The following is a 26,240-nucleotide window of genomic DNA, read 5'->3' as shown; positions in this document are numbered from 1 at the left end:
CCATGACGTTCAACGAGGGCGCGAACCTCGACACCAGTCAGGTCATCGGTGGCAAGTCCGGCGCGGTGGTCGGCGGTGGCGTCGGCGGCCTGCTGCTGGTGCTGCTGTTCGCCTTCCTCGGTGGCAACCCGCTCGGCGGCGGCTCGTCATCGGCCTTCGACGTCAACCAGGTCCTGACCGGTGGCAGCAACTCCTCGTCGATCGACGTCACCCAGTGCAAGACCGGCGCCGACGCCAACGAGAACGACGTGTGCCGGATCGTCGGCACCGTCAACAGCACCCAGGACTACTGGACCGACGCCCTGCCGGCCGACGTCAACCGCCAGTACCGCGAGGCCCAGACCGTCATCTACTCCGGCTCCACCCAGTCGGCGTGTGGAACCGCGTCGAACCAGACCGGCCCCTTCTACTGCCCCTCGGACGAGCGGGTCTACATGGACGCGTCCTTCTTCGACCAGCTCAGCAGTCAGTACGGCGCCGACGGCGGCAACCTCGCGCAGATGTACGTCGTCGCCCACGAGTACGGCCACCACGTCCAGAACATCCTCGGCATCCTCGCCAAGGCCCAGGACGGCAAGACCGGCCCGCGCAGCAACGGCGTCCGGGTCGAGCTCATGGCCGACTGCTTCGCCGGCGTGTGGGCCCGCCACGCCGCCTCCACCCAGGACGACCAGGGCAACACGCTCATCCAGCCGCTGACGCGCAAGGACATCGACTCGGCCCTGTCCGCCGCGGCGGCCGTCGGCGACGACCACATCCAGGCCGAGCTCGGCGGCGGTCGCGTCAACCAGGACTCCTGGACCCACGGCTCGAGCGAGTCGCGTCAGCGGTGGTTCACGACCGGCTACGAGACCGGCAACCCGAACAGCTGCGACACGTTCGCGACGAACGAGCTGTGATGACATGACCCGGCGCCTGCGCGCCGAGGTCTGGATCGTCCTCGGCCTCTCCCTGGGCCAGTCGGCGGTCTATGCCGTCGTCAGCCTCATCCGCAAGCTGAGTCAAGGTCCGCTGCGCGACTCGACCGCGACCCTCAACCAGTCACGCGACGAGGTCCCGTGGCTCGACCTGACCTACCAGCTGCTGTCGATCGGGTTCGCCCTCGTCCCAGTGGCGCTCGTGCTCTACCTGTTGAGCCTCGACGAGGCTCCCCCGGTGCTCAAGCGCCTCGGCCTCGACGGCAGCCGTCCGCTGCGCGACACCCTCGCCGGCGCCGGCCTGGCCGCCGTGATCGGCATCCCCGGGCTGGGGCTGTACTTCGCCGGCCGCGAGCTGGGGATCACCGCCGAGATCGTCACGAGCCCCGAGGAGCTCTACTGGTGGTCCGTGCTGGTGCTGATCCTGTCGGCGATCCAGAACGCCGTGCTGGAGGAGGTCATCGTCGTCGGCTACCTGATGACCCGGCTGAAGCAGTTCGGCTGGGGCCTGCCTGCGGCAATCGCCGCCTCTGCGGTGCTGCGCGGCAGCTACCACCTCTACCAGGGCTTCGGACCGTTCCTGGGCAACGCCGTGATGGGCGTCGTGTTCGCCTGGTGGTTCCACCGCACCGGTCGCGTCATGCCGCTCGTGATCGCGCACACCATCTTGGACGTCGTGGCCTTCGTCGGGTATGCCCTCTGGGCCGATCAATTGGGCCTGCGGTGATGATGGGAGCGATGAAACTCGAGTTCGATCCCGCTCTGCCGATCACCGCACGTCACGACGAGATCCGTGACGCGCTGCGCGATCACCAGGTCGTGGTCGTCGCCGGCGAGACGGGCTCGGGCAAGACCACGCAGCTGCCTAAGATCGCCGCCGAGCTCGGTCGCACCAAGATCGCCCACACCCAGCCGCGCCGCATCGCTGCCCGGTCGGTCGCCGCCCGCATCGCGCAGGAGTGCGACGTCGAGCTGGGTGCCGAGGTCGGCTACGCGGTGCGCTTCGACGACAAGTCCGGTCCCGACACCGTCGTCCGACTCGTCACCGACGGTCTGCTGCTGACCGAGCTGCAGCACGACCGCCGGCTCGAGCGGTACGACACGATCATCATCGACGAGGCCCACGAGCGATCGCTGTCGATCGACTTCCTGCTGGGCTACCTGCGCGAGCTGCTCCCCCGCCGTCCCGAGCTCAAGGTCGTCGTCACCTCGGCCACGATCGACGTCGAGCGGTTCGCTGCCCTTTTCTCGACGCCCGAGCGACCCGTCCCGATCATCGAGGTCAGCGGCCGGACCTACCCGGTCGAGGTCCGCTACCGGCCCCTCGACCGCGAGGACGACGTCATCGACGGGATCGTCAGCGCCATCCGCGAGCTGCCCCGCGACGGCGACGTACTGGTGTTCCTGCCCGGCGAGCGCGACATCCGCGACACCGCCGAGGTGCTCGAGGGTCAGTCCCTCGGCGACGTGGTGCCGCTCTACGGCCGGCTCGCCGCCCACGAGCAGCAGCGGGTCTTCCAGACCGGCCCGCGCCGGCGGATCGTGCTGGCGACCAACGTCGCCGAGACCTCGATCACCGTGCCGGGCATCCGGTACGTCGTCGATCCCGGGTTGGCGCGCATCTCGCGCTTCAGCGCCCGGCTCAAGGTCCAGCGCCTCCCGATCGAGCGGATCTCGCAGGCCAGTGCCGCGCAGCGCGCCGGCCGGTGTGGCCGCGTCGCCGACGGCATCTGCATCCGCCTGTACGACGAGGAGGACTTCGAGTCCCGTCCGGAGTTCACCGACCCCGAGATCCAGCGCACGAACCTGGCCAGCGTCATCTTGCAGATGGCATCGCTGGACCTGGGCGACATCAGCGACTTCGGGTTCCTGGACGCCCCCGACCACCGCGCGGTCGCCGACGGCCTCACGCTCCTGCGCGAGCTGGACGCCCTGGCGCCCCGACGGGACGGCACCGACCGGCTGACGAAGCTCGGCCGCACGATGTCGCGGCTCCCCCTGGACCCCCGTCACGCCCGCATGGTGCTGGCGGCGGACCGACTCGGGGTCCTGCCCGAGGTCCTGGTCATCGTCGCGGGCCTGTCCATCCAGGACGTCCGCGAACGCCCGCTCGACAAGCAGCAGGCCGCTGACACCCAGCACGCACGCTTCCGCCAGCCCGACTCGGACTTCCTGTCGCTGCTCAAGCTGTGGGAATACCTGCAGGAGCGCCGCGACGAGCTCTCGCACACGAAGTTCCGCCGGATGTGCCACGACGAGTTCCTGCACTACCTGCGCGTGCGCGAGTGGGCGGACGTGAACTCGCAGCTGCGCCGCACGGTGCGCGAGCTGGGTCTCAAGCCTGGCAAGGTCCGCAAGGAGCCGGACGCCGACAACATCCACCGAGCGTTGCTGCACGGTCTGCTGTCCCACGTCGGTCTGCGCGACGCCGAGACCCGCGAGTACCTCGGTGCGCGCGGCGCCCGCTTCACGATCTTCCCGGGCTCCGGCCTGTCCAAGAAGCCCCCGCGATGGATCATGGCCGGCGAACTGGTCGAGACGTCGCGGCTGTTCGCCCGCGACAACGCCCGGATCGACCCGGCCTGGGTCGAGCAGGCTGCGGGCCATCTGCTGAAGCACCAGTACTCCGAGCCGCGGTGGTCGGCGAAGCGCGGAGCCGCCGTCGCGACGCAACGGTCCACGCTCTACGGACTGCCCGTGGTCGTGGACCGCACGGTCATGCTGGCTCAGCACGACGCGCCGCTGGCCCGCGAGCTGTTCATCCGGCACGCGCTGGTGGGCGGCGAGTGGCGCACCCATCACAAGTTCTGGCTGCGTAACCAGGACCGGCTGGCCGAGATCGAGAGCCTCGAGGAGCGCGTCCGCACACGCGGCATCCGGGTCGACGACGAGACGCTCGTCGACTTCTACGACGCCCGCATTCCCGCCGACGTCGTGTCGGTGCGTCACTTCGACTCGTGGTGGAAGAAGCAGCCCGACAAGCACCTGCTGGACTTCACCGACGACCTGTTCCGCGCCGACGTCGACGCCGACGCCTTCCCGACCTCGTGGACGTCGCAGAGCACCGACTTCGACGCCGTCTACGACGTCTCGTACCGGTTCGACCCCCAGGCCGCGGACGACGGCATCACGATCACCGTGCCGGTCGACGACCTGCTCACGGTGGATGCCGACGAGTTCGCCTGGGGAGTGCCCGGACGCCGGCTGGAACTGGTCACCGAGCTCATCCGCGGCCTGCCGAAGGCCGAGCGTCGCCGCTTTGCGCCGGCCGCCCAGTCCGCCGAGCGGGTCCTGCCGGGCCTCGACACGTCGAAGGACCTGCGCACCGAGCTGGGCCGCGCCCTCGACGTGGACCCGTCCCTGATCGACCCGACCTCACTGCCGTCGCACCTGCGCCCGACGTTCCGCGTGGTCGACGGTGAGCGTGAGCTGGCCTCCGGCAAGGACATCGACGCCCTGCGCCGCGAGCTCGAGCCCCGCCTGCGGCGCGACCTGCAGCGCAAGGCGCAGAGCGAGGAGCGCACGGGAATCACCGACTGGGACGTCGGCGACCTCCAGCGCAGCATCACCGCCGGCCAGGTCACCGGATACCCGGCACTGGTCGACGAGGGCAAGAGCGTCGCGTTGCGAGTGCTGCGCACGCAGGCCGAGCAGCAGGTCGCCATGGTGCGCGGCCAGGCGCGCCTCATCGCGTTGTCGACCGGCTCGCCCGTCGGCACGGTCGGGCGCACGCTCTCGCTGCAGGACAAGCTGCTGCTGGCCACCTCGCCGCAGGGCGACGCCGCGGCGGTCATCGAGGAGTCCTGGCTGACCGCGCTCGACCACCTCGTGGTCCAGCACGGCGGCCCCGTCTGGGACGAGGCCGCCTACCGCCGGCTGCGCGATCTCGTGCGCGCCGACGCCGTGCCACTGACCGAGCGCATCGTGCGCCAGGTGATCAGCGCGCTGCAGGCGCTCGGCGACGTGACCCCCGGCACCGACGAGGCGGGCGAGGACGTCCGGGTGCAGGTCTCCTGGCTGATCCACCCGGGCTTCATCCGCGACATGGGCGCCGACCAGATCGGGCGCCTCCCGGTCTACCTGCGCGCCGCGGCGAGGCGCCTGACCTCGACGAAGGACCCGAGCGAGATCTGGGACCTCGAGGCCCGCTTCCACGAGCGCACCAAGGAGCTGCGTCCCTGGCAGCGCCTCACGCCTCCGGTCCGTCGCGTGCGCTGGATGCTGGAGGAGCTGCGGGTCAGCGTCTTCGCGCAGGAGCTGCGGGCCGTCGGGCCGATCTCGGCCCAACGCGTGGCCAAGGCACTCACCGAACTCTGACGTACCGTGGCCAGATGGAGCGTGCGACGAATGCGCAGGACGGCACTCGGATCGCCTTCGACGTGGTCGGGACCGGTGAGCCGATGCTCCTGGTCCACGGCACGGGGATGTCGTCGGCGATGTGGCGGGACGAGGGCTACGTCGAGCCGCTGGCGACGCGTCACCGACTGATCCTCGTCGATCTGCGTGGCCACGGCGACAGCGACAAGCCGCACCACGAGGCCGCCTACACGATGGATCGGCTCAGCGCCGATCTCGTCGCCGTGCTCGACGCGGTCGAGGCCGAACGGGCGCACCTCCTCGGCTACTCCGCCGGGGCGCGGATCGGCTTCAACCTCGCCGCCCGGGACCAGGATCGGCTGATCAGCCTCCTGTTGGGCGGCGGCACTGCCAGGTCCCAGCACGACGAGTTCGACGAGGTCTTCTTCCCCGGCAGCATCGACGTGCTCGACACCGGGGACACGGCCGAGTTCCTGCGCCGCCTGGCCGAGGCGAAGGGGCCCGCGGTCGAGACCGCGGCCCGGGAGTTCCTCGACGCCGACCCGCCGGCCATGGCCGCGTGGTTCCGCGCGTCCAGGGACGCACCCGGGCTCACCGACGAGCAGCTGGCCGGCATCGTCGTGCCGACGCTGCTGTTCGCCGGGTCGCAGGACGCCGCCCGGCTGCGCGACTCACGCGCCGCGCAGCAGGTGATGCCTCACGCCCGGCTCGTCGAGATCGCCGGACGCGATCACATCACCACGCTGGCGGCGACGCACGACGTGGTGTCGAGCGTCGAGGGCTTCCTCGACGAGCTCGACTGACGTCAGGGGTGCGTGCTCAGCCGACGCCGAGCAGGTCGATCACGAAGACCAGCGTGCGACCCGAGAGACGGTGTCCGCCACCGGCCGGACCGTAGGCCAGCTCCGGCGGGGCGATGAGCTTGCGACGGCCGCCGACCTTCATGCCGGGGATGCCCTGCTGCCAGGCTCCGATGAGCTGCGGCAGCGGGAAGCGCGCCGACTGGCCGCGGTCCCAGGAGGAGTCGAACTGCTCGCCGGTCTCGAAGTCCACGCCCACGTAGTGGACGTCGACGACGCCGCCGTTGACCGCTTCGTCGCCCTCACCGATGGTGATGTCCTCGATGACGAGGTCGGTCGGGGCCGGGCCGGGGGTGAAATCGACTTCAGGCTTTTCACTCATGTCTGCCATCCTTGCACGCATGCGCGCGACCGTCCTTCACTCCCCCGGCGACATCCGACTCGACACCGTTCCCGATCCCGTGATCGAGGCCGACACCGACGCCATCGTGCGCGTCGTGGCTTCGTGCGTGTGCGGTAGCGACCTGTGGCCCTACCGCGGCCTCAACAAGCCCCAGACCGAACCGCACCAGATCGGACACGAGCAGGTGGGCATCGTCGAGAGCGTCGGCACGGACGTCTCCGGCATCGCCGTGGGCGACTTCGTGATCGCTCCCTTCATGTACAGCGACAACACGTGCGTGCACTGCCGCAACGGCGTGCAGACCTCGTGCGTCAACGGTGGCGGCTACGTCGGCTGCCAGGCCGAGCTGGTCCGCGTCCCCCAGGCCGACGGCACCCTCGTCACCGTTCCCGGTGATGTCGACGACGCACTGCTGCCGCACCTGCTCGCGCTGACCGACGTCTTCCCCACGGGCCACCACGCCGCCTTCGGCGCAGGGGTGACCGCCGGATCGACCGTCGCCGTGGTCGGGGACGGCGCCGTCGGCCTCAGTGCCGTCCTGGCGGCCAAGCGGCTCGGAGCCGCGACCGTCGTGGCCATGTCCCGGCACGAGGACCGCCAGCAGCTGGCCCGGCGCTTCGGCGCCGACCACATCGTCGAGACCCGTGGCAAGGAGGGAGCCGCCGAGGTGCGCGAGATCCTCGACGGCATCGGCGCGGACGCGGTGCTGGAGTGCGTCGGCACCGGCGAGTCGATGAAGCAGGCGTTCTTGTCGCTCCGCCCGGGCGGCACCGTCGGCTACGTCGGCGTGCCCCACGGTGTCGAGCTCAACGTGCCGGCGATGTTCGGCCGCAACCAGGCGTTGGCGGGCGGCGTGGCGCCCGTGCGCCGTTACCTCGACGAGCTGCTGCCCGAGGTCCTCTCGGGCGCGCTGACGCCCGGCGACGTCTTCGACCTGACCGTCCCGCTGGACCAGGTCGCCGACGCCTACCGGGCGATGGACGAGCGGACCGCGATCAAGGCGCTGCTGAAGCCCTGATCGCGGCCCGCCGCGGTCACTTCAGCTGCGAGCTGTTCAGACCCAGCAGCCGTCGCGCGACGATGAGCTGCTGGATCTGCTGCGTGCCCTCGAAGATGTCGAGGATCTTGGAGTCGCGAGCCCACTTCTCGAGGAACTCGGTCTCGCTGTAGCCCAGCGAGCCCGCGAGCTCGACGCACTTGAGCGTGATCTCGTTGCCCGAGCGGCCGGCCTTCGCCTTGGCCATCGACGCCTGCAGGGAGTTGGCCTGGCGGTTGTCGGCCATCCACGCGGCTTCGAGCGTCAGCAGCAGCGCGGCCTCCCAGTCGGCCTCCATCTGCAGGAACGTCGCCACCACGTGCGGCTGCAGCGCGGGCGAGCGGTCGTAGTCGATCGTCAGCCCGGCCTTCTCGATGAGCTCGCGCATGACCTCCAACGACGCCCGGGCGCAGCCGACGGCCATGCCCGCGACGAGCGGCCGGGTGTTGTCGAACGTGGCCATCGCACCGGCGAAGCCCTTGGACGTGTCGATCTCGGGATCGCCGAGCAGGTTCTCGGCCGGGACCCGGCAGTTGTCCAGGACGATCACCGCGGTGTCGGACGCGCGGATGCCGAGCTTGTGCTCGAGCCGCTCGACCCGGATGCCCGGCAACGACTTCGGGACGACGAACGACTTCACCGCGGCCCGGCCGAGGCTCTTGTCGAGGGTGGCCCACACGACGACGGAGTCCGAGCGCTCGCCGGAGGTGACGAAGATCTTCTCACCGTTGAGGATGTAGTGATCGCCGTCCTTGATGGCCGTCGTCTTGATGGCCGCCGAGTCCGAGCCGAAGCTGGGCTCAGTGATGGCCATCGACGCCCAGGTGCCCTTGAACTTCTCGAGCTGCTCGTCGGTGGCGACCGATGCGATGGCCGAGTTGCCCAGGCCCTGACGCGGCATCGACAGCAGCAGGCCGACGTCGCCCCAGCACATCTCGATCACGGACAGGACCGACGCCATGTTGGTGGCGTTGCGGACGCCCTGGTCCTTCTTGGTGCTGCTCTTGACGCGCACGCCTGCAGCGCCGGCGCCGGTGCTGTTGCCCGACTCGTTCAGGCCGTCGATCAGCGAGGCCAGGAGGTCGAGCTCCTTGGGGTAGCTGTGCTCGGCGAGGTCGTACTTGCGCGAGTTGGCACGCAGGAACTCGTTGGCGACGTCGTGCGCCTGCTGGACGAAGGCACGGAACTTCTTGGGGGTCTCGAGGTAGATCATGATCTGTCCCGTCCTCAGATGAGGACTGCTCCTTCCATCACGCCGACGGCACGCAGATCGCGGTACCACCGTTCCACCGGATGCTCCTTGACGAAGCCGTGACCACCGAGCATCTGGACGCCGTCGGTGCCGATCTTCATGCCGTACTCGGTCGCGAGGCGGCGAGCCAACGCGGTCTCGCGGGCGAAGTCGCTGCCCCGCTCGGCACGCGAGGCGGCCTTCAGCGTGACCAGGCGCATGCCCTCCAGCTCGATCGCCATGTCGGCGACGGTGAAGGCCACGGCCTGGCGGTACGCGATCGGCTCACCGAAGGCCTCGCGGGTGACGACGTACTCCTTGACGTACTCGAGCACCGACTTCGCGGTGCCCAGCGCCAGCCCGGCCCACGCAAGACGCGAGAGGCGGATCATCGTCCGGTAGTCCTCGGGGCTGCCCAGGATCGCGTCCTCGCCGACGCGGACGTCGGTGAGCTGGATCCGCGAGAGCCCGGCCGCCCGCAGGCCCATGCCGGGATCGGCCGCGACGGCGACGCCGTCGGTGTTGGCCTCGACGATCACCATCGACGGGCCGCGGCCCTCGACGTCGGCGGCGACGACCAGCAGCTCGGCCTCGGCCCCGCGGACCGCACCGGACTTGAGGCCGTTGAGGACGTAGCCGCCGTCGGTGCGGCGGGCGACGGTGCCGAGCGTCAGCGGGTCGAACATCGGCACCGGCTCGGCCACGACCAGGGCGGCCGCCGGGACGTCGCCCTCGGTGAACGGCGGCAGGTAGGTCTGCTGCTGGCCCTCGGTGCCCCACAGCGAGATCGCGGTGGCGACGGCGGACGGCGCGAGACAGGCGACGGCCTGGCCCATGTCGCCGTGCGCCAGTGCCTCGGCGACGAGCACGCCGGTGACGGCGGAGCGCTCCTCGGCCAGGCCGCCCAGCGACTCGGGGATGTTGATCAGCGACAGGCCGAACTCGGCGGTCTGGGCCAGCACCTCCTTGGGAGTGTCGTCGGCGTGCTCGGCCTGCTCGGCACCGGGGCGCAGCACCTCGGCGGCGAACTCGGAGATGACGTCGACCATCATCTGCTGGTCTTCGGTCGGCGTCAGGTCGAAGACTCCCGACGGCTGGGCCGCAGCGGGCCGGTCGCCCTGGGCGTGGCCCGAGACCTTCGTGAAGGTGCGCTGGGCGGCCCCGATAGCCTGAAAGCTGGTCTTGGTGGTGCCGTGGACCGCGCGCTCGGCGAACTTGCGGAGCCCGAAACGGTCGAGCGTCTCTGACGCGGCCAGTTTGTTCAGCACGCGTAGCCCGTAGGCCATGGGGTCTGTGCCCGCCACATTCACTCCCTCGGTGAGATGTTGAAACTGTTGTTTACAGTTTCACATACCGAGAGTATCTGAATCCAACTCCAGTTACCACTGAATCCGCGTGTCGCTGCACTCGATATGGTGAGACGTGCCCGAAACGCCCTCCGCCGACCAGTCCCGTCCCCTGCCCACGGGCGGTTCCGTCCGTCCGATCACGCGCTGGGGAACTCCCGTGATGCACCACGAGCTGCGCGACGTCACCGAGTTCGATGACGAGCTCGCCACGCTGGTGGCCGACATGGTCGCCACGATGTACGCGGCCGAGGGCGTGGGCCTGGCCGCGAACCAGGTCGGCGTCGACCTGAAGGTCTTCGTCTTCGACTGCCCCGACGACGACATGCAGCGGATCACCGGCGTGGTCTGCAACCCGGTGCTGCGTCTGCCCGACGGCGCCGATCGCAAGCTCGACGTCCACGACGAAGGGTGCCTGTCGCTGCCGGGCGCATTCACCGAGTGCGCGCGTCCGGACCACGCTTGGGTCACCGGCGTGGACCAGCACGGCGAGCCGGTCGAGTTCGAGGGCACCGGCCTGCTGGCGCGATGCCTGCAGCACGAGACCGACCACCTGTTCGGCACCGTCTTCGGCGACCGCGTGCCCGAGAAGGCCCGCAAGAAGCTCTACAAGCAGCACCAGGCCCTCGCCGACGACTACGCCGAGGACTGGCCGGTCGGCGAAGAGCCGGAGTGACCCGGCGCGTCAGCGCGATCTCGGCCTGAACTCCCAGCAGGCGATCGCCGTCGAGGCGGCCACGTTGAGCGAGTCGATCCCGGCCGCCATGGGGATGATGACCCGGTGGTCGGCCTCGCGCTGCCAGTGCTCGCTCAGGCCCGGCCCCTCCGAGCCGACGATCACGGCCGCCCGCTCGGCCGGCTCGATGTCGTCGATCGCGACGGCGTCGTCGGCCAGGGTCATGGCGTACGACGTGAACCCGTGCTCGCGCAGCAGTTGCGGGGCGCCGTACCAGTCCTCGATCCGCGCCCAGGGCAGCGAGAACACCGCGCCCATGGCGACCTTGATCGAGCGCCGGTAGAGCGGGTCGGCACACCGCGGCGACAGCAGGACGCCGTCGAACCCGAGAGCCGCGACGTTGCGCATGATCGCGCCGATATTGGTGTGGTCGACGAGGTCCTCGGCCACGAGCACCCGCTTCGCCGTGGCCAGCACGTCGGCGACGCTGCGCTCGGCCGGCCGGTGCATCGCCGCCAGCGCTCCACGGTGCACGTGGAAGCCCGTCACACGCTCGATCGCCTTCTCGTCGAGCACGTAGGCGGGCGCGTCCGTCTGCTCGAGGACCTCGGCGAGGTTGTCGAGCCAGCGCGGCGCCAGCAGGAAGGACTTCGGCTCGTGGCCGGCGGCGACGGCGCGGTGGATGACCTTCTCGCCCTCGGCGATGTAGATCCCGCGCTCGTGCTCGACCGTGGTGCGCAGCTGCACGTCCCTCAGGTCGGTGTAGTCCCGGAGCCGCTCGTCGCGGGGATCGTCGAGTGCGATGAGGTCGGCCACCGCACTAGGTTAGGACCCATGAGCCTCGACCGACCCGTGACTCCCGATCCGTACCCGCTGCTGCCCGCGGCCGAGACCTTCACCGTCGTCAGCGACGACGTCACCGACGGCGAACGACTCAAGCCCGACCAGGTCAACGCGCACGGCGACACCTCGCCGCACCTGTCCTGGAGCGGCGCCCCCGAGGGGACGAAGTCGTACGTCGTGACCTGCTTCGACCCGGACGCCCCGATCGTGTCGGGCTTCTGGCACTGGGTCGCCGTCGACATCCCCGCCGACGTCACCGAGCTGGCCGTGGGCGCCGGCGCCGACGACGCCTCGCTGCCGGGGAACGCCTTCCACGTGCGCAACGACGGCGGCGGCATGAACTTCATGGGCGCCGCTCCCCCGGAGGGCGACCAGGTGCACCGCTACTTCTTCGTGGTCCACGCCGTCGGCGAGGAGACCTTGGGCGTCGACTCGTCCGTCTCCCCCGCCGTCGTCGGCTTCAACCTAGCGTTCAAGACGCTGGGCCGCGCGATCATCCACGGCACCTGGCAGTCCTGACGGCGCGCCGGCGCTACTTCGCGTAGCTGTCGGCGATGCTGCGGACCTTGTCGACGTACGCCATCGAGTTGTTGTAGGCGAAGACGGCCTTCACCCAGCCGTCGCCGGACAGGTCGCGCTCGTGGGCGCACAGGTGGTTGGCGGCACCGAGTGCCGCGTCGTCGATGTCGTGCGGGTTGGCCTCGCCGTCACCGTCGGCATCGGCGCCGTACTGGTCCCACGACGTCGTCAGGAACTGGAACGGGCCCACCGCCCGGTCCCACGTCTCGTCACCGTGCAGGGCGGTGGACTCCCGGGTGGCCTTGATCGCCCGGGTGCCGTCCTTGCCGTTCAGCGGCGGGCCGATGATCCGCTTGCTGGACACGCCCGCGGCGTCGAGACCGGCGCCGCCCAGCGTGCCGTGGGCCGACTCGACCGAGCCGACGCCGGCGAGCGTGTTCCACCGCAGTCGGCACTCGGGCTGCTCCTCGCGCTGGCTGATCTCCGTGCGGGCGTACGCCTGCATCGCCCGCACCGGGATCTGCCGGTCGGCCGCGGTCTTCGTCACCCAGTCCTCGTCGGGCTCGGTGGTCGAGCCGTCGGCGAGCGGGACCTCCTCGGCCAGCTGGGCCGCGGGTCCGCTGATCGGATCGTCGTCCGTGCGGTCGATGACGAGCCAGGCCACGACGATCGCCACCGTCGCCAGGACGGCAGCGCCGAGGAGCATCATCCGGGGGCGGGTCATGCCTCCACTGTGCCAAGACGGACCAACAGCGTGGGTCCGCGTTCCGACGGCGCGACCGATACGCCACCGGCCCCTCATCCCCGGTACGGGAGTGAGAGGCCGGTGAGGAAATGCTCCGGATCGAGCGCCGTCAGGCGGGCGGCTGGTCCGTGGGCGGATCGTCCTGCGTGGAGACCGGGGACTCGGCCTGCTTGGCCGCGCGGATGGCCTCCTCGACGGCGCTGCTCGTGCCAGCCGGCTCCGACGACGACTCGGTCACGACCGGCTCGTCGAGATCCACCCGCTTGTGCGATCCGCCGCCGTCGACCGGGATGGACCCGACGACGTTGCCGATCGAGCTCAGCGCGGCCGTGACCTCGGCCGGGATGATCCAGGTCGAGGCGTTGTGGCCCTGCGCGATCTTCGGGAGCGTCTGCAGGTACTGGTACGAGAGCAGCTTCTGGTCGGGGTTGCCGTCGTGAATCGCCTGGAAGACGGTCTCGATGGCGCGGCCCTCGCCCTGCGCGGTCAGGATCGCCGCGGTCTTCTCGCCCTCCGCGTTCAGGATCGCCGCGGTCTTCTGACCCTCGGCGGTGAGGATCGCTGCCTGCTTCTGGCCCTCGGCACTGAGGATCGCCGACTGACGCTCACCCTCGGCGGTGAGGATGGCCGCGCGCTTGTCGCGCTCGGCACGCATCTGCTTCTCCATCGCGTCGATGATGGTCGGCGGCGGATCGATGCTCTTGAGCTCGACCCGGCTGACCTTGATGCCCCACCGGCCGGTGGCCGCGTCCAGCTCGGCGCCCAGGCTGCGGTTGATCTGGTCGCGGCTGGTCAGCGCGTGCTCGAGCGTCATGCCGCCGATGATGTTGCGCAACGTGGTCGTCGTGAGCTGGTGGATGCCCTCGATGTAGTTGACGATCTCGTAGGTCGCGGCGACCGGGTTGTTGACCGTGTACAGGATGACCGTGTCGATCTCGACGGTCAGGTTGTCCTCGGTGATGACGCCCTGCGGCGGGAACGAGACGACCTGCTCACGCTGGTCGACGCGGTACTTGACCCGGTCGATGAACGGGATGATCAGGTGCGGCCCGGGCGTCAGCGTCGTGCGGTACTTGCCGAGTCGCTCGACGATCCCGGCGAAGTTCTGCGGGATGATCTTCAGACTCATCGCTGCGGTGGCGATCAGCAGCACCACCAGCAGGATGAAGAAGACCACGATTGCGGATTCCATTCAGCTCTCCTTCCGGACGACGCGGGCGATCGCACCGTCGATGGCGGCGACGAGCAACTCGTCGCCAGGTTCGTAGACGGCCTCGGGGTCCACGGGACGCGCGGTCCAAAGCACGTCGCCGATGAGGACGCGGCCGGCGAGCCGGTTGACCTCCTCGTCGACGATCGCCGAGTGACCGACCAGGCCGTGCTGACCCGAGGGCAGCGACGGTCCGTCATAGAGCCGCGCGACGATGCGGGGACGCACCAGCGCCAGCAGGGCGACCGAGACGACTCCGAAGAGTCCCAACGGGATGGCCAACGGCGCTCCGGCGGCGGCGGCCACCGCGGCGCTGAACGCCGCGATGCCGAACATGAGGAAGATGAGCTCGCCACTGGCCAGCTCGATGAGGCACAGGATCACGCCGAGCGCTGTCCACGTGACCCAGATGTCGTCCCCGAACCAATCCATGGCCCCTCCTAGTTCGCTCGGTGCCGTGCGGGTGGACGGCGGGCCGAGAAGCGTCCGGCGACGTGACTGACCTCGAGCCGCTGCCGGAAGGCGGTCGAGAGGTTCTGCGAGGTGAGGGTCTCCTCGATGGGCCCGGCCGCGACCACGCGGCCGGCCGAGAGCAGCAGCGCGTGCGTGAAGCCCGGGGCGATCTCCTCGAGGTGGTGCGACACCATCACGAGCGAGGGGCCGGTGGAGTCGGACGCCAGCGCCTCGAGGCTCTCGACGAGGTCCTCGCGGGCCCCCACGTCCAGGCCGGCGGCGGGCTCGTCCAGCAGGACGACCTCCGGGTCGGTCATGAGGGAGCGCGCCAGCAGGACCCGCTTCTTCTCGCCCTCGGAGAGGGTTCCGAAGGTCCGGTCGGCCAGGCCCGCGATCCCCAGCTCGGCCAGCATCGCCATCGCGCGGCGGTGGTCCTCGTCGTCGTACTCCTCGTTCCAGCGGCCCAGGACGGCGTAGGCGGCGGAGAGGATGAGGTTGCGGACCGTCTCGGTGGGCGGCACGCGCTCGGCGATCGCCGCGCTCGTGTGGCCGATGCGCGGACGGAGCTCGAACACGTCGACGGCGCCCAGGCGCTCGCCGAGGATCTCGGCACTGCCGGAGGTCGGGTGCATGTTGGCCGAGGCCACCTGCAACAAGGTCGTCTTGCCGGCTCCGTTGGGGCCCACGATCACCCAGTGCTCCCCCGGCTCGACGCGCCAGGAGACATGGTCCAGCAGCAGCTTGCCCGATCGCATGATCGTGACGTCGGTCAGGTCGAACACGGCGGTCACAGGCCCAACCTATCCGGTTCGTCGCAACCAACTGGCGATACCCTCGACACGATGAGCACGCCGGCTGCCGAACACGTCCCGACCCTGCACCTGACCGCCCCCACGGTCCTGGTCACCTTCAGCGGTCCCGACCGCTCCGGCGTGTCCACGCGGGTCTTCTCCGCGCTGGACGATCACGGCGTCGAGGTGATCGACGTCGAGCAGCTCGTGGTGCGTGGCCGGCTCGTCCTCAGCGTGCTGGTCACGACTCCCGACGACCTGCCCCGGTTCGAGTCGGACGTGACCCGCGTCGGCGCGGAGCTCGGCCTCGAGGTCGAGTCCGTCCACGGCACCGGCGACAACCGCCCCCGCCGCGTGGGTCGCTCGCAGGTGGTCGTGCTGGGCGCACCGCTCATGCCCGACGCGCTGGCGGCGCTGACCGAGGGCATCAACCAGCTCGGCGGCAACATCGACCGCATCGTGCGGATGGCCCGCTACCCGGTCACCGCGATCCGGATGGAGGTCTCGGGCGCCGATCCCGACGCCCTGCAGTCCGATCTCGCCGCGATCGGGCACCGGTACGGCACCGACGTGGCCGTGCAGGAGCACGGAATCCTGCGCCATGCCCAGCGCCTGGTGGTGATGGACGTCGACTCGACCCTCATCCAGGGCGAGGTCATCGAGATGCTCGCGGCGCACGCCGGCTGCCAGGAGGCCGTCGCCGAGGTCACCGAGCGCGCGATGCGCGGCGAGCTGGACTTCTCCGAGTCCCTCCACGAGCGCGTCGCCCAACTGCGCGGCGTGCCCGAGTCGGCCCTGGACGAGGTCTATGCCGGCCTCGAGTACACCCCCGGCGCGCGCACGATGATCCGCACCCTGAAGCGCCTGGGGTACCGCTTCGCGCTCGTCAGCGGCGGCTTCACGCAGATCATCGAGCGGATCGCCGACGACCTGGGCATCGACTACTTCGCGGCCAACGAACTGGAGGTGCGCGACGGTGAGCTGACCGGCCGCGTCGTCGGGCGGGTCGTCGACCGCGCGGGCAAGGCCGACGCACTGCGCGCCTTCGCGGGTCAGGCCGGCATCAACGTGCGCAACACCGTGGCCATCGGCGACGGCGCCAACGACTTGGACATGCTGGCCGCGGCCGGGCTGGGGATCGCGTTCAACGCCAAGCCCCTCGTGCGCGACCAGGCACAGACATCCGTGAACGTGCCGTACCTCGACGCGATCGTCTACCTCATGGGCATCACGCGCGAGGAGGTCGAGGCGGCCGACGCCGCCGACGGCACCCCCTCGGCGTGATGCGCGGTTCCTACTCGTCGTCCTCGAGGCGGAAGCCCAACTTCATCGTGACCTGGTAGTGCTCGACCTCGCTGTCGACGATCTGGCCACGGATCCCGACGACCTCGAACCAGTCGAGGTGGCGCAGGGTCTGGGCGGCACGGGCGATGCCGCTGTCGATGGCCTCGCTGACCCCGGCCGGGGACGTTCCGACGATTTCGGTGACGCGGTAGGTGCGGTTGCTCATGAAGCCATCGTCCCACCGCCGGGCGGCTGGCGGGCAGGAGCCACGGCGTAGAGTGGTCACATGGCACGCGGCGACTCCGAAGAGGTCCACTCGATCACGAGTGCGCGCGCGCCCCACAGCGCCGAGGTCGACCATCGCGAGCGCAACTACCTCATCTCGATGGCGATCCGCGTGGCGTGCTTCCTGGCCTTCGTGGCCGTCGACCACTGGATCCGCTGGGTCCTGCTCCTCGGCGCGGTCGTCCTGCCGTACATCGCCGTCGTGATCGGCAACTCCGCCATCCGCAATCCGGGCGACGGTCCGTCCCCGTTCGGCGTGGATCGCAAGGAACTGGACGGCTAGGTGTTGCGCTTCCTCCTGAGCCCGCGCTGGATCGGGCTCGCGATCTTCGTCGTGGCGATGGCGGTCACGTGTTACGTCCTCGGCGGCTGGCAGTACGACCGCTGGGAGCAGCGCAAGGCCGACAACGCGGTCGTCGAGGCCAACCTCGAGGCCAAGCCCGCCCCCGTCTCCGACGTGCTGGCCGACGGCTGGGACCCCGACCTCGAGTACCGCACGGTCTCCGCGACCGGAACGTTCGACTCCGCGCACGAGGTCACGGTGCGATTCGCCCACCGCGACAGCCAGCCGGGCGTCCAGGTCATCACTCCCCTACGGCTCACCGACGGCCGGGTCGTGCTGGTCGACCGTGGCTGGATCCAGGGCCCGCGCAACGGCGAGGCCCCCGAGGACGTCCCCGCGGCCCCGACGGGTCCCGTCACGATCACCGGCTGGCTGCAGCCGGCCAGCACCGCCGACACGGCCGCCACCACCCCGCGCGACGGCCAGGTCCGCGCCGTCAACAGCGCCCGCTGGACGAAGTTCCTCGGCAGTGAGCCGCTGCCGGGCTACATCGAGATGACCGAGCCGAAGCAGGACGGGCTGAAGGCGCCCGAGGATCCTGACCTCGGCACCGGACCGCACCTGTTCTACGCGCTCCAGTGGTACTTCTTCATGGGCCTCGCCCTGCTGGGGTACGTCTGGTTCGCCCGCGACGAGGTCCGCAACCAGCGTCAGGCCAAGCTGACCAGGTCGGCGTAGGAGTCGGACCAGAGGTCCTCCTCGCCGTCGGGCAGCAGCAGCACCCGGTCGGGCTCCAGCGCGTGCACGGCGCCCTCGTCGTGGGTCACCAGCACGATCGCGCCCTCGTAGGAACGGATCGCCGCCAGCACCTCCTCGCGGGACGCGGGGTCGAGGTTGTTGGTCGGCTCGTCCAGCAGCAGCACGTTGGCCGACGACACGATGAGGCTGGCCAGGGCCAGTCGGGTCTTCTCGCCACCGGACAGCACGCCGGCCGGCTTGGCCGTGTCGTCGCCGGTGAACAGGAACGAGCCCAGGACGCTGCGCGCCTCGGTGTCGGTCAGGTGCGGCGCGGCGCTCTGCATGTTCTCCAGCACCGAGCGTGAGGTGTCGAGCGTCTCGTGCTCCTGGGCGTAGTAGCCGATCTTGAGCCCGTGCCCGGGGATGATCTCGCCGGTGTCGGACTGGTCGACACCACCCAGCAGGCGCAGCAGCGTGGTCTTGCCCGCGCCGTTGAGTCCGAGGATGACGACGCGGCTGCCCCGGTCGATCGCCAGGTCGACGTCGGTGAAGATCTCCAGCGAGCCGTAGGACTTCGACAGGCCCGTGGCCATGAGCGGCGTCTTGCCGCAGGGCGCCGGCTTGGGGAACGCGATCTTGGCGACCTTGTCGACGACGCGCACGTCCTCGAGCCCGGCCATCATCTTCTCGGCGCGCTTGAGCATCTGCTGCGCGGCCGTGGCCTTGGACGCCTTGGCGCGCATGCGGTTGCCCTGGTCGATGAGTCGCTCGGCCTGCTTCATGGCCGTGGCGCGCTCGCGCTTGCGACGGGCCTCGTCGGCCTCGCGCTGCTTGAGGTACGGGCGCCAGCCCATGTTGTAGATGTCGATCTGGCCGCGGTTGGCGTCGAGGTAGAAGACCTTGTTGACCGTCTCCTCGACCAGGTCGACGTCGTGGCTGATGACCACGAAGCCGCCCGAGAAGTTCTTGAGGAAGTTGCGCAGCCACACGATCGAGTCGGCGTCGAGGTGGTTGGTCGGCTCGTCCAACAGCAGGATGTCGGCGTCCGAGAACAGGATGCGGGCCAGCTCGATGCGGCGGCGCTGACCACCGGACAGCGTGCTGAGCGGCTGCTCGAGCACGCGCTCGGGCAGACCGAGCGCCAGCGCGATCGTGGCCGCCTCGGACTCGGCCGCATAGCCGCCGCCGGCACCGAACTCGGCGTCGGCGCGCGAGTAGCGACGCATCGCGTCCTCGGCCACGGCGCCGTCCTCGGACGCCATGTCCTTCTCGGCCTGACGCATCCGGCGCAGCGCCTCGTCGAGGCCGCGGGCGGCCAGGATGCGGTCGCGGGCGGTGACGCTGGGGTCGCCGACGCGCGGGTCCTGCGGCAGGTAGCCGACCGTCCCCGTGCGGGTGATGCTGCCCTCGGCGGGCTCGCCGCCGGCACCGGCCAGCATCTTGGTCAGCGTGGTCTTGCCGGCGCCGTTGCGGCCGACGAGACCGATCTTGTCGCCACGGGCGACCTGGAAGGAGACGTCGGACATCAGGACGCGCGCGCCGAAGCGCAGCTCCACGTGGGAAGCGGTGATCATGGAAGAGCCTTCGTGAGGGTGGACGGGCGAGGACGCAGGGGTCGAGCAGAGGCTCGCGCGTCACTCCAGCCGGATCATGTCCACCGAGCCAGTCTACGGAGCCATCCCCCGCGGCGCGAAATCGTCCTCACTGCGCACATTTGGAAACGGATCCACGTTCTGATCGCTCAGTAACGTGGATCCGTTTCCAAAAGTGGAGATTGGGGTAGCGGTGGCGGGTCGCGGGGCGACTCAGCCGATGTTGAAGCCGAGGGCGCGCAGCATCTCGCGGCCGTCGTCGGTGATCTTGTCCGGGCCCCACGGCGGCATCCAGACCCACTCGATCCGGAAGTCGTTCACCAGGCCGTCGAGGGCCGCACGGGTCTGGTCCTCGATGACGTCGGTCAGCGGGCAGGCCGCCGACGTGAGGGTCATCTGGAGGATCGTGTTGCTGTGCTCATCGGTGTGGACGCCGTAGACGAGGCCCAGGTCGACGACGTTGATGCCGAGCTCGGGGTCGACGACGTCCTTCATCGCCTCCCAGATGTCCTCGTCGCTCGTGGCGCCGGGCTGCACGGTGACGTCGGGCAGATCGCTGTGGTCAGTGGTCATGAATCCTCCTTGGCCGAAGCTTGGGCGACGGCGTCCTTCCAGGCCATCCAGGACAGCAGTGCGCACTTCACGCGCGCCGGGAACTGCGCGACGCCCGCGAAGGCGATGCCGTCCTCGAGCACGTCCTCGTCAGGTTCGACCTGACCGCGGCCCTGCATGAGCTCCTGGAAGGCATCGAGTGTGGTCAATGCATCGCCGACGGTCTTTCCGACGACCAGGTCGTTCAGCACCGAGGCGGACGCCTGGCTGATGGAGCAGCCGACGGCGTCGTACGAGACGTCCGCCACCTGCTCCCCCTCCAGGTGCACGCGCAGGGTGATCTCGTCACCGCACGTGGGGTTCACGTGGTGGACCTCGGCCTCGTAGGGGTCGCGAAGTCCGGCCCCGTGCGGGCGCTTGTAGTGGTCCAGGATGATCTCCTGGTACATCGCATCGACGTTTGACGCGTTCATCTCACGCTCCGAAGTACGACTGGGTGTGGCGGATCCCCGCGACGAGCGCGTCGATCTCGGCCTCGGTCGTGTACAGGTAGAACGACGCACGCGTCGTGGACTGGACGCCGAAGTGCTGGTGCAACGGCTTGGCACAGTGGTGACCCGCGCGAACGGCGACGCCCTGCGAATCGAGCAGCTGCGCGACGTCGTGGGGGTGCACCCCATCGACGGTGAAGCTGATCGCTCCCCCGCGATCGACCGGCTCCTTGGGGCCGACGATCGTGACGCCCGGCAACTCGTTCATCGCGCTCAGTGCGTACGCGGTGATCTGCTGCTCGTGCGCCGCGACGTTCTCCATGCCCAGACCGGTCAGGTAGTCGACCGCCGCGCCCAGCCCGACGGACTGCGCGATCGGCGGCGTGCCGGCCTCGAACCGGTGCGGCGGCGCGGCGAACGTCGTGCGCTCCATCGACACCGTCTCGATCATCTCGCCGCCCCCGAGGAACGGCGGCAGCTCGGCGAGCAGGTCGTAGCGGCCCCACAGGACACCGATGCCGGTCGGGCCGACCATCTTGTGTCCGGTGAACGCGACGAAGTCGGCGCCCAGGGCGGCGACGTCGACCGGCAGCTGCGGCACGGCCTGCGACGCGTCGATCACGACGAGCGCACCGACCTCGCGGGCGCGACGGACGATCTCGGCCACGGGGTTGATCGTGCCGAGCATGTTCGACACCCACGTCACCGCGACGACCTTGGTGCGCTCGGTCAGCGTGTGCGAGTCGAGGTCGAGACGACCCTCGGGCGTCACGCCGTACCAGCGCAGGTCGGCGCCGGTGCGCTGCGTCAGCAGCTGCCACGGCACGAGGTTGGAGTGGTGCTCCATCTGGGTCACCACGACCTCGTCCCCCGCGCCGACGCGCCCGCCGTCACCCAGGACGCGCGCCACCAGGTTGAGCGCCTCGGAGGCGTTCTTGGTGAACACGACCTCCTCGCGGCGGGGCGCGTTGATGAACCCCGCCACCTTGTCGCGGCCCGACTCGAAGGCCTCACTGGCCTCCGCGCCGAGCTGGTGCATCGCGCGGGCGACGTTGGCGTTGTGCTCGAGGTAGTGACGCTCGATCGCCTCGACGACCTGACGCGGCTTCTGCGACGTGTTGGCGCTGTCCAGGTACACCAGAGGGCGGTCCCCCGCCATCGTCCTGGACAAGATGGGGAAGTCCTTGCGGATCGCCTCGACGTCGAAGCCGGCCATGATCAGAGAGCCGCCTTGAGGAACTTGTCGTAACCCGAGACCTCGAGCTCCTCGGCCAGCTCACGCCCGCCGGTCTCGGCCAGACGGCCGGCGACGAAGACGTGAACGAAGTCGGGGTTGATGTAGTTCAGGATGCGCGTGTAGTGCGTGATCAGCAGCACGCCACGGTCACCCTGCGCCGAGTAGCGGTTGACGCCGTCGGAGACGACGCGCAGGGCGTCGATGTCCAGGCCGGAGTCGGTCTCGTCGAGGATCGCGAACTTCGGGTTCAGCAGCTCGAGCTGGGCGATCTCGTGGCGCTTCTTCTCGCCACCGGAGAAGCCCTCGTTCACCGAACGCTGGGCGAAGGTCGGGTCGAGCGTCATGCGCTCGAGCGCCGCGTTGACGTCCTTGACCCACGTGCGCAGCTTGGGGGCCTCGCCGTCGATGGCGGTCTTGGCGGTGCGCAGGAAGTTCGCGACCGAGACGCCGGGAACCTCGACGGGGTACTGCATCGCCAGGAACAGGCCGGCGCGGGCGCGCTCGTCGACGCTCATCTCGAGGATGTTCTCGCCGTCGAGGAGGACCTCGCCGTCGGTGACCGTGTACTTGGGGTGTCCGGCGATCGAGTACGCGAGGGTCGACTTGCCGGAGCCGTTCGGGCCCATGATGGCGTGGACCTCGCCGGAGTTGATGGTCAGATCGACGCCGCGGAGGATCTCCTTGGCGCCGTCCTCGGTGTCGACGGACACGTGGAGGTTCTTGATCTCCAGGGTGCTCATACGTTTTCTCCTTGGTTGGGGAGGTCGACCCACACGGTCTCTCCCTCGATCTTGGTCTGGTAGACGGGAACCGGTTCGGTGGCCGGGAGGCCCAGCGCCTTGCCGGTGCGCAGGTCGAAGCGCGACCCGTGCAGGAAGCACTCGATCTCACAGCCCTCGACGTCGCCGTCGGACAGCGGGATCTCGGCGTGCGAGCACCAGTCCTGAATGCAGTAGACGGTGTCGCCGTCGCGCACGAGTGCCAGGTCATGGCCCTCGAACTCGATCCCGAGGGCGGCGCCCTCGGGGACGTCAGCGAGCTTCGCGACCTCCTGGAAGGTCATGCACCCACCGCCCCGGGGGTGCCGACCACGGTGGACAGCTCCTCCTCGATGGCGGCCAACAGGCGATCCTGCAGGTCCTGGACACCGACGCGGCGGATGATGTCGTTGAAGAAGCCGTGGATCACGAGGCGCTTGGCCTCGCTCGGGTCGATGCCGCGGCTCTGCAGGTAGAACAGGTGCTGGTCGTCGAAACGACCCGTCGTCGAGGCGTGCCCCGCGCCGGCGATGTCGCCGGTCTCGATCTCGAGGTTCGGCACCGAGTCGGCGCGGGCACCGTCGGTCAGCACGAGGTTGTCGTTCTGCTCGAACGTCTCGATGCCCTCGGCGATCTTGCGGATCAGGACGTTGCCGATCCACACGGTGTGCGCGTCCTGACCCTGCAGCGCGCCCTTGTACTCGACGTTGCTGCGGGTCTTGGGCGCCGTGTGGTCGACGAACTGACGGTGCTCGAGGTGCTGGCCGGCGTCGGCGAAGTACACGCCGAGTAGGTCCACGCTGCCACCGGTGCCCCGGTAGTCGACGTTCGTGGACGAGCGGACGAGGTCGCCGCCGAGCGTGAACTCGAAGAAGCGGACCGCCGCGTCACGGCCGACGCTGATGCCGTTCTGCACGGCGTGGACGGCATCGTCGTCCCAGTCGGCCAGGTTGATGACGTCCAGCTGGGCACCGTCGCCGACGACGTACGTGACGGTCGAGGCGTAGGTGGCCGAGCCGACGTGGTCGAAGGTGATCGTGGCCTTCGAGAAGGGCGCGACCTTGACCACGATGTGGCCCCACACGGTCCGCTCGGTCGAGGTGCCGCTGAGCGTGATGCGCGCGGGGGCGTCCAGCTCGCCGTCGATCGACAGCAGCGTGGCCCCTCCGGCGTTCTGCACGGCCAACGCGGACAGCCGGTCCAGCGGCGCGATGCCGCCGATCGCCTTGGCCTCGTCGGTGGTGATCGTGGTCAGCGTCGCGCCGGCGGGAAGCTCGTCCTTCCACTCCAGGTGCGCGTCCGACGGATCGCCGTCGAGCAGTCCGCGCAGCCGCTTGAGCGGCGTGAAGCGCCAGATCTCCTCCATGCCGGTCGGCTTGGGGTGGGCCTCGACGTCGTAGGACGGCTCGGGATGCAGGTGGCTCTGGACGTGGTCCAGCTCCAACGCGGCGGCCATCTGATCGGTGTGTTCGATGGTGGTCATCCGACAGCACCCTCCATTTGCAGCTCGATGAGTCGGTTCAGCTCCAGCGCGTACTCCATGGGCAGCTCACGAGCGATGGGCTCGACGAAACCGCGGACGATCATCGCCATCGCCTCGTCCTCCTCCATGCCGCGCTGCATGAAGTAGAAGAGCTGGTCGTCGTTGATCTTGGAGACGGTCGCCTCGTGGCCGAGGGTCACGTCGTCCTCGCGGACGTCGACGTACGGGTACGTGTCGGAGCGGCTGATCTGGTCGACCAGCAAGGCGTCGCACTTGACGGTGCTGGCCGAGCCGTAGGCGCCCTCGTTGACCTGCAACAGGCCGCGGTAGGACGTGCGGCCGCCGCCACGGGCGACGGACTTGCTCAGGATCGAGCTCGACGTGTTCGGCGCGACGTGCACCATCTTGGCGCCGGTGTCCTGGTACTGGCCCTCGCCGGCGAAGGCGATCGACAGCGTCTCGCCGCGCGCCTGCTCGCCCATCAGGTAGACGGCCGGGTACTTCATGGTGACCTTGGAGCCGATGTTGCCGTCGACCCACTCCATGGTGGCGCCGGCCTCGCACGTGGCGCGCTTGGTGACCAGGTTGTACACGTTGTTCGACCAGTTCTGGATCGTCGTGTAGCGGACGCGGGCGCCCTTCTTCACGATGATCTCGACGACCGCGGAGTGCAGCGAGTCGGTCTTGTAGATCGGCGCCGTGCAGCCCTCGACGTAGTGGATGTAGGAATCCTCGTCGGCGATGATCAGCGTGCGCTCGAACTGACCCATGTTCTCGGTGTTGATCCGGAAGTAGGCCTGCAGCGGGATGTCGACGTGGACGCCCTTGGGCACGTAGATGAACGAGCCGCCGGACCACACGGACGTGTTGAGCGCGGCGAACTTGTTGTCGCCGACCGGGATCACGGTGCCGAAGTACTCCTCGAAGAGCTCGGGGTGCTCCTTCAGCGCGGTGTCGGTGTCGAGGAAGATGACACCCTGCTGCTCCAGGTCCTCACGGATCTGGTGGTAGACGACCTCGGACTCGTACTGGGCCGCGACGCCGGAGACCAGGCGCTGCTTCTCGGCCTCGGGAATGCCGAGGCGGTCGTACGTGTTCTTGATGTCCTCGGGGAGCTCGTCCCACGTGGTCGCCTGCTTCTCGGTCGACCGGACGAAGTACTTGATGTTGTCGAAGTCGATCTGGTCCAGATCGGCGCCCCACGTCGGCATCGGCTTGCGGTTGAAGAGCTTGAGGCCCTTCAGGCGCAGGTCGAGCATCCACTGGGGCTCGTTCTTCTTGGCCGAGATGTCGCGCACGACGGCCTCGCTGAGGCCGCGCTGCGCGCTGGCTCCGGCGACGTCGGCGTCGTGCCAACCGAACTCGTAGTTTCCGACATCCTTCAGACCCGGGTTCAGGTCTTCGATCGAGGTCGTGTCGTTCGTGGTCGTCATGGCGACTCCCCTTCGTGGTGGGACACAGTGCTGGTGGTCTGGGCGGCGCGCGGCAGGTGCGTGGTGCACACGCCGTCACCGTGGGCGATGGTGGCGAGTCGCTGGACATGGGAGCCCAGCAGGTCCGCGAAGACCTCGGTCTCGGCCTCGCACAATTGGGGGAACTCCTCGGCGACGTGGGCCACCGGGCAGTGGTGCTGGCAGATCTGCTCGCCCAGCGGGGTCGAGCTGGCCGAGGCGGCGAAGCCGTCGGCGGTGAGGGCCTGGGCCAGCACCGACGCCTGCTCCTCGATCGGCACGCCGGACAGCAGTCGCTCGTAGCGGCTGCGGAAGTCGGCGAGCCGGTGCCGGGCGAAGTCCATGACGGCCGTGTCGCCACCGGTGGCGCGCAGGAAGCGCAGCGCCTCGGCGGCGAGGTCGTCGTAGGAGTGGGCGAACGTGTCGCGACCGGCGGCGGTCAGGGCGAAGACCCGGGCCGGACGGCCGCGGCGGCGCTGTCCGCGGATCCGCTCCTCGTGCGACTCGACGAGACCCTGCTCGACGAGGTGCTCGAGGTGGCGGCGCACGGCCGCGGGCGTGAGCCCGAGGCGGCTGGCCAGGCTCGTGGCGGTGCTCGGGCCGTTCTCGAGGATGCTCTCGGCCACGCGATCGCGCGTCGAGAGGTCGTCGACGTGCGACACCTCTTGATCCGCGTTCACGTATTTCACAACACCATTGTTGCGTTATTGATTCCGCCCGTTCAACGAAGGCTCCCCTCAGTGAGCCGGGCCTCATCGAGGACTGTCCCCGAAAACAAGACGCGCTGAAGCGCGTCACA

Annotated in this window: 28 protein-coding genes; 10 read left to right on the top strand and 18 right to left on the bottom strand. The window is 69.5% G+C overall.

The genetic code is table 11. The annotated features are described in order from the left end of the window. Positions 1 to 2 precede the first annotated feature (2 nt). The 4 genes from GL325_RS01415 to GL325_RS01400 are packed head-to-tail and all read left to right on the top strand — an operon-like array spanning position 3 to position 6,037. On the top strand, positions 3 to 899 hold the full coding sequence (locus GL325_RS01415) for a neutral zinc metallopeptidase (protein WP_187768368.1): 897 nt from the start codon (positions 3 to 5) through the stop codon (positions 897 to 899). 4 nt (positions 900 to 903) lie between these two features. Further along, positions 904 to 1,644 carry a CPBP family intramembrane glutamic endopeptidase gene (locus tag GL325_RS01410; protein ID WP_187768367.1) on the top strand — a complete coding sequence of 247 codons (741 nt, stop codon included), beginning with the start codon at positions 904 to 906 and terminating at the stop codon, positions 1,642 to 1,644. An 11-nt stretch (positions 1,645 to 1,655) separates the two neighbouring features. Then, positions 1,656 to 5,234: an ATP-dependent RNA helicase HrpA gene (gene hrpA / locus GL325_RS01405; protein WP_187768366.1), complete on the top strand. Its 3,579-nt coding sequence runs from the start codon at positions 1,656 to 1,658 to the stop codon at positions 5,232 to 5,234. A 14-nt stretch (positions 5,235 to 5,248) separates the two neighbouring features. After that, the gene (locus GL325_RS01400; protein WP_187768365.1) at positions 5,249 to 6,037 is read left to right on the top strand and encodes an alpha/beta fold hydrolase; all 789 of its coding nucleotides are present in this window, start codon (positions 5,249 to 5,251) and stop codon (positions 6,035 to 6,037) included. A 16-nt stretch (positions 6,038 to 6,053) separates the two neighbouring features. On the opposite strand, the gene GL325_RS01395 is transcribed toward GL325_RS01400, so the two are convergent. Then, on the bottom strand, positions 6,054 to 6,416 hold the full coding sequence (locus tag GL325_RS01395; RefSeq protein ID WP_154594897.1) for an FKBP-type peptidyl-prolyl cis-trans isomerase: 363 nt from the start codon (positions 6,414 to 6,416) through the stop codon (positions 6,054 to 6,056). A gap of 19 nt (positions 6,417 to 6,435) precedes the next feature. Here GL325_RS01395 and GL325_RS01390 point away from each other — a divergent pair, with 19 nt between their 5' ends. After that, positions 6,436 to 7,455, top strand: a complete 1,020-nt coding sequence (locus GL325_RS01390) for a zinc-dependent alcohol dehydrogenase family protein (RefSeq protein WP_154594896.1) — start codon at positions 6,436 to 6,438, stop codon at positions 7,453 to 7,455. 16 nt (positions 7,456 to 7,471) lie between these two features. On the opposite strand, the gene GL325_RS01385 is transcribed toward GL325_RS01390, so the two are convergent. Together GL325_RS01385 and GL325_RS01380 are read right to left on the bottom strand one after the other, a co-directional pair. After that, positions 7,472 to 8,686 carry an acyl-CoA dehydrogenase family protein gene (locus GL325_RS01385; protein ID WP_154594895.1) on the bottom strand — a complete coding sequence of 405 codons (1,215 nt, stop codon included), beginning with the start codon at positions 8,684 to 8,686 and terminating at the stop codon, positions 7,472 to 7,474. 14 nt (positions 8,687 to 8,700) lie between these two features. After that, entirely contained in the window at positions 8,701 to 10,008 is a 1,308-nt protein-coding gene (locus GL325_RS01380; RefSeq protein WP_255955345.1) for an acyl-CoA dehydrogenase family protein, read from the bottom strand. 118 nt (positions 10,009 to 10,126) lie between these two features. Between GL325_RS01380 and def the strand changes: the two genes are divergently transcribed. Further along, on the top strand, positions 10,127 to 10,726 hold the full coding sequence (gene def, locus GL325_RS01375; protein WP_255955343.1) for a peptide deformylase: 600 nt from the start codon (positions 10,127 to 10,129) through the stop codon (positions 10,724 to 10,726). Positions 10,727 to 10,735: 9 nt separating this feature from the next. On the opposite strand, the gene GL325_RS01370 is transcribed toward def, so the two are convergent. Next, a complete protein-coding gene (locus GL325_RS01370) occupies positions 10,736 to 11,542 on the bottom strand; it encodes an RNA methyltransferase (protein ID WP_187768364.1) in 807 nt (268 codons plus the stop codon). A gap of 18 nt (positions 11,543 to 11,560) precedes the next feature. On the opposite strand from GL325_RS01370, the gene GL325_RS01365 reads away from it, so the two are divergent. Beyond that, on the top strand, positions 11,561 to 12,088 hold the full coding sequence (locus tag GL325_RS01365; RefSeq protein WP_154594894.1) for a YbhB/YbcL family Raf kinase inhibitor-like protein: 528 nt from the start codon (positions 11,561 to 11,563) through the stop codon (positions 12,086 to 12,088). 13 nt (positions 12,089 to 12,101) lie between these two features. Here GL325_RS01365 and GL325_RS01360 read toward each other — a convergent pair whose 3' ends face one another. The 4 genes from GL325_RS01360 to GL325_RS01345 form a co-directional block, all read right to left on the bottom strand. Next, on the bottom strand, positions 12,102 to 12,812 hold the full coding sequence (locus tag GL325_RS01360; RefSeq protein ID WP_187768363.1) for a lytic transglycosylase domain-containing protein: 711 nt from the start codon (positions 12,810 to 12,812) through the stop codon (positions 12,102 to 12,104). Positions 12,813 to 12,942: 130 nt separating this feature from the next. Then, positions 12,943 to 14,025: an SPFH domain-containing protein gene (locus GL325_RS01355; protein ID WP_154594892.1), complete on the bottom strand. Its 1,083-nt coding sequence runs from the start codon at positions 14,023 to 14,025 to the stop codon at positions 12,943 to 12,945. Continuing rightward, complete coding sequence (locus GL325_RS01350) at positions 14,026 to 14,475, bottom strand: NfeD family protein (protein WP_154594891.1); 450 nt, start codon at positions 14,473 to 14,475, stop codon at positions 14,026 to 14,028. 8 nt (positions 14,476 to 14,483) lie between these two features. After that, entirely contained in the window at positions 14,484 to 15,287 is an 804-nt protein-coding gene (locus GL325_RS01345) for an ABC transporter ATP-binding protein (protein ID WP_187768362.1), read from the bottom strand. A gap of 51 nt (positions 15,288 to 15,338) precedes the next feature. On the opposite strand from GL325_RS01345, the gene serB reads away from it, so the two are divergent. Beyond that, positions 15,339 to 16,571: a phosphoserine phosphatase SerB gene (gene serB / locus GL325_RS01340; protein WP_187768361.1), complete on the top strand. Its 1,233-nt coding sequence runs from the start codon at positions 15,339 to 15,341 to the stop codon at positions 16,569 to 16,571. Positions 16,572 to 16,581: 10 nt separating this feature from the next. Here serB and GL325_RS01335 read toward each other — a convergent pair whose 3' ends face one another. Further along, complete coding sequence (locus GL325_RS01335; protein ID WP_154594889.1) at positions 16,582 to 16,797, bottom strand: dodecin; 216 nt, start codon at positions 16,795 to 16,797, stop codon at positions 16,582 to 16,584. A 60-nt stretch (positions 16,798 to 16,857) separates the two neighbouring features. Between GL325_RS01335 and GL325_RS01330 the strand changes: the two genes are divergently transcribed. Further along, positions 16,858 to 17,139 (top strand): DUF3099 domain-containing protein, encoded by a 282-nt coding sequence (locus GL325_RS01330; protein WP_154594888.1) that lies wholly within the window; start codon positions 16,858 to 16,860, stop codon positions 17,137 to 17,139. Beyond that, a complete protein-coding gene (locus GL325_RS01325) occupies positions 17,140 to 17,877 on the top strand; it encodes an SURF1 family protein (RefSeq protein WP_187768360.1) in 738 nt (245 codons plus the stop codon). It begins immediately after the preceding gene. Here the strand turns inward: GL325_RS01325 and GL325_RS01320 are convergent. From GL325_RS01320 to GL325_RS01280, 9 genes are all read right to left on the bottom strand, one after another. After that, a complete protein-coding gene (locus GL325_RS01320) occupies positions 17,850 to 19,451 on the bottom strand; it encodes an ABC-F family ATP-binding cassette domain-containing protein (RefSeq protein ID WP_154594886.1) in 1,602 nt (533 codons plus the stop codon). The genes GL325_RS01325 and GL325_RS01320 overlap by 28 nt on opposite strands. A 231-nt stretch (positions 19,452 to 19,682) precedes the next feature. Continuing rightward, positions 19,683 to 20,042 (bottom strand): metal-sulfur cluster assembly factor, encoded by a 360-nt coding sequence (locus GL325_RS01315; RefSeq protein ID WP_146827855.1) that lies wholly within the window; start codon positions 20,040 to 20,042, stop codon positions 19,683 to 19,685. After that, positions 20,039 to 20,494 (bottom strand): Fe-S cluster assembly sulfur transfer protein SufU, encoded by a 456-nt coding sequence (gene sufU, locus GL325_RS01310; RefSeq protein WP_154594885.1) that lies wholly within the window; start codon positions 20,492 to 20,494, stop codon positions 20,039 to 20,041. Before sufU ends, GL325_RS01315 begins: the two co-directional genes overlap by 4 nt. 1 nt (position 20,495) lies before the next feature. Next, entirely contained in the window at positions 20,496 to 21,728 is a 1,233-nt protein-coding gene (locus GL325_RS01305) for a cysteine desulfurase (RefSeq protein WP_154594884.1), read from the bottom strand. A 2-nt stretch (positions 21,729 to 21,730) separates the two neighbouring features. Further along, positions 21,731 to 22,489: a Fe-S cluster assembly ATPase SufC gene (sufC, locus tag GL325_RS01300; RefSeq protein ID WP_154594883.1), complete on the bottom strand. Its 759-nt coding sequence runs from the start codon at positions 22,487 to 22,489 to the stop codon at positions 21,731 to 21,733. Continuing rightward, positions 22,486 to 22,812 (bottom strand): non-heme iron oxygenase ferredoxin subunit, encoded by a 327-nt coding sequence (locus GL325_RS01295; RefSeq protein ID WP_154594882.1) that lies wholly within the window; start codon positions 22,810 to 22,812, stop codon positions 22,486 to 22,488. The genes sufC and GL325_RS01295 overlap by 4 nt, the downstream gene beginning before the upstream one ends. Further along, the gene (gene sufD, locus GL325_RS01290; RefSeq protein WP_187768359.1) at positions 22,809 to 23,990 is read right to left on the bottom strand and encodes a Fe-S cluster assembly protein SufD; all 1,182 of its coding nucleotides are present in this window, start codon (positions 23,988 to 23,990) and stop codon (positions 22,809 to 22,811) included. Before sufD ends, GL325_RS01295 begins: the two co-directional genes overlap by 4 nt. Further along, the gene (gene sufB / locus GL325_RS01285; protein ID WP_187768358.1) at positions 23,987 to 25,423 is read right to left on the bottom strand and encodes a Fe-S cluster assembly protein SufB; all 1,437 of its coding nucleotides are present in this window, start codon (positions 25,421 to 25,423) and stop codon (positions 23,987 to 23,989) included. Before sufB ends, sufD begins: the two co-directional genes overlap by 4 nt. Further along, on the bottom strand, positions 25,420 to 26,130 hold the full coding sequence (locus GL325_RS01280; protein ID WP_187411371.1) for a metalloregulator ArsR/SmtB family transcription factor: 711 nt from the start codon (positions 26,128 to 26,130) through the stop codon (positions 25,420 to 25,422). The genes sufB and GL325_RS01280 overlap by 4 nt, the downstream gene beginning before the upstream one ends. Between the last annotated feature and the right edge of the window lie 110 nt (positions 26,131 to 26,240).

Source organism: Aeromicrobium sp. 636, from assembly GCF_024433585.1.
In the GTDB taxonomy this organism is placed as follows: domain Bacteria; phylum Actinomycetota; class Actinomycetes; order Propionibacteriales; family Nocardioidaceae; genus Aeromicrobium; species Aeromicrobium senzhongii.
This window is presented reverse-complemented; position numbering and strand designations above follow the sequence as displayed.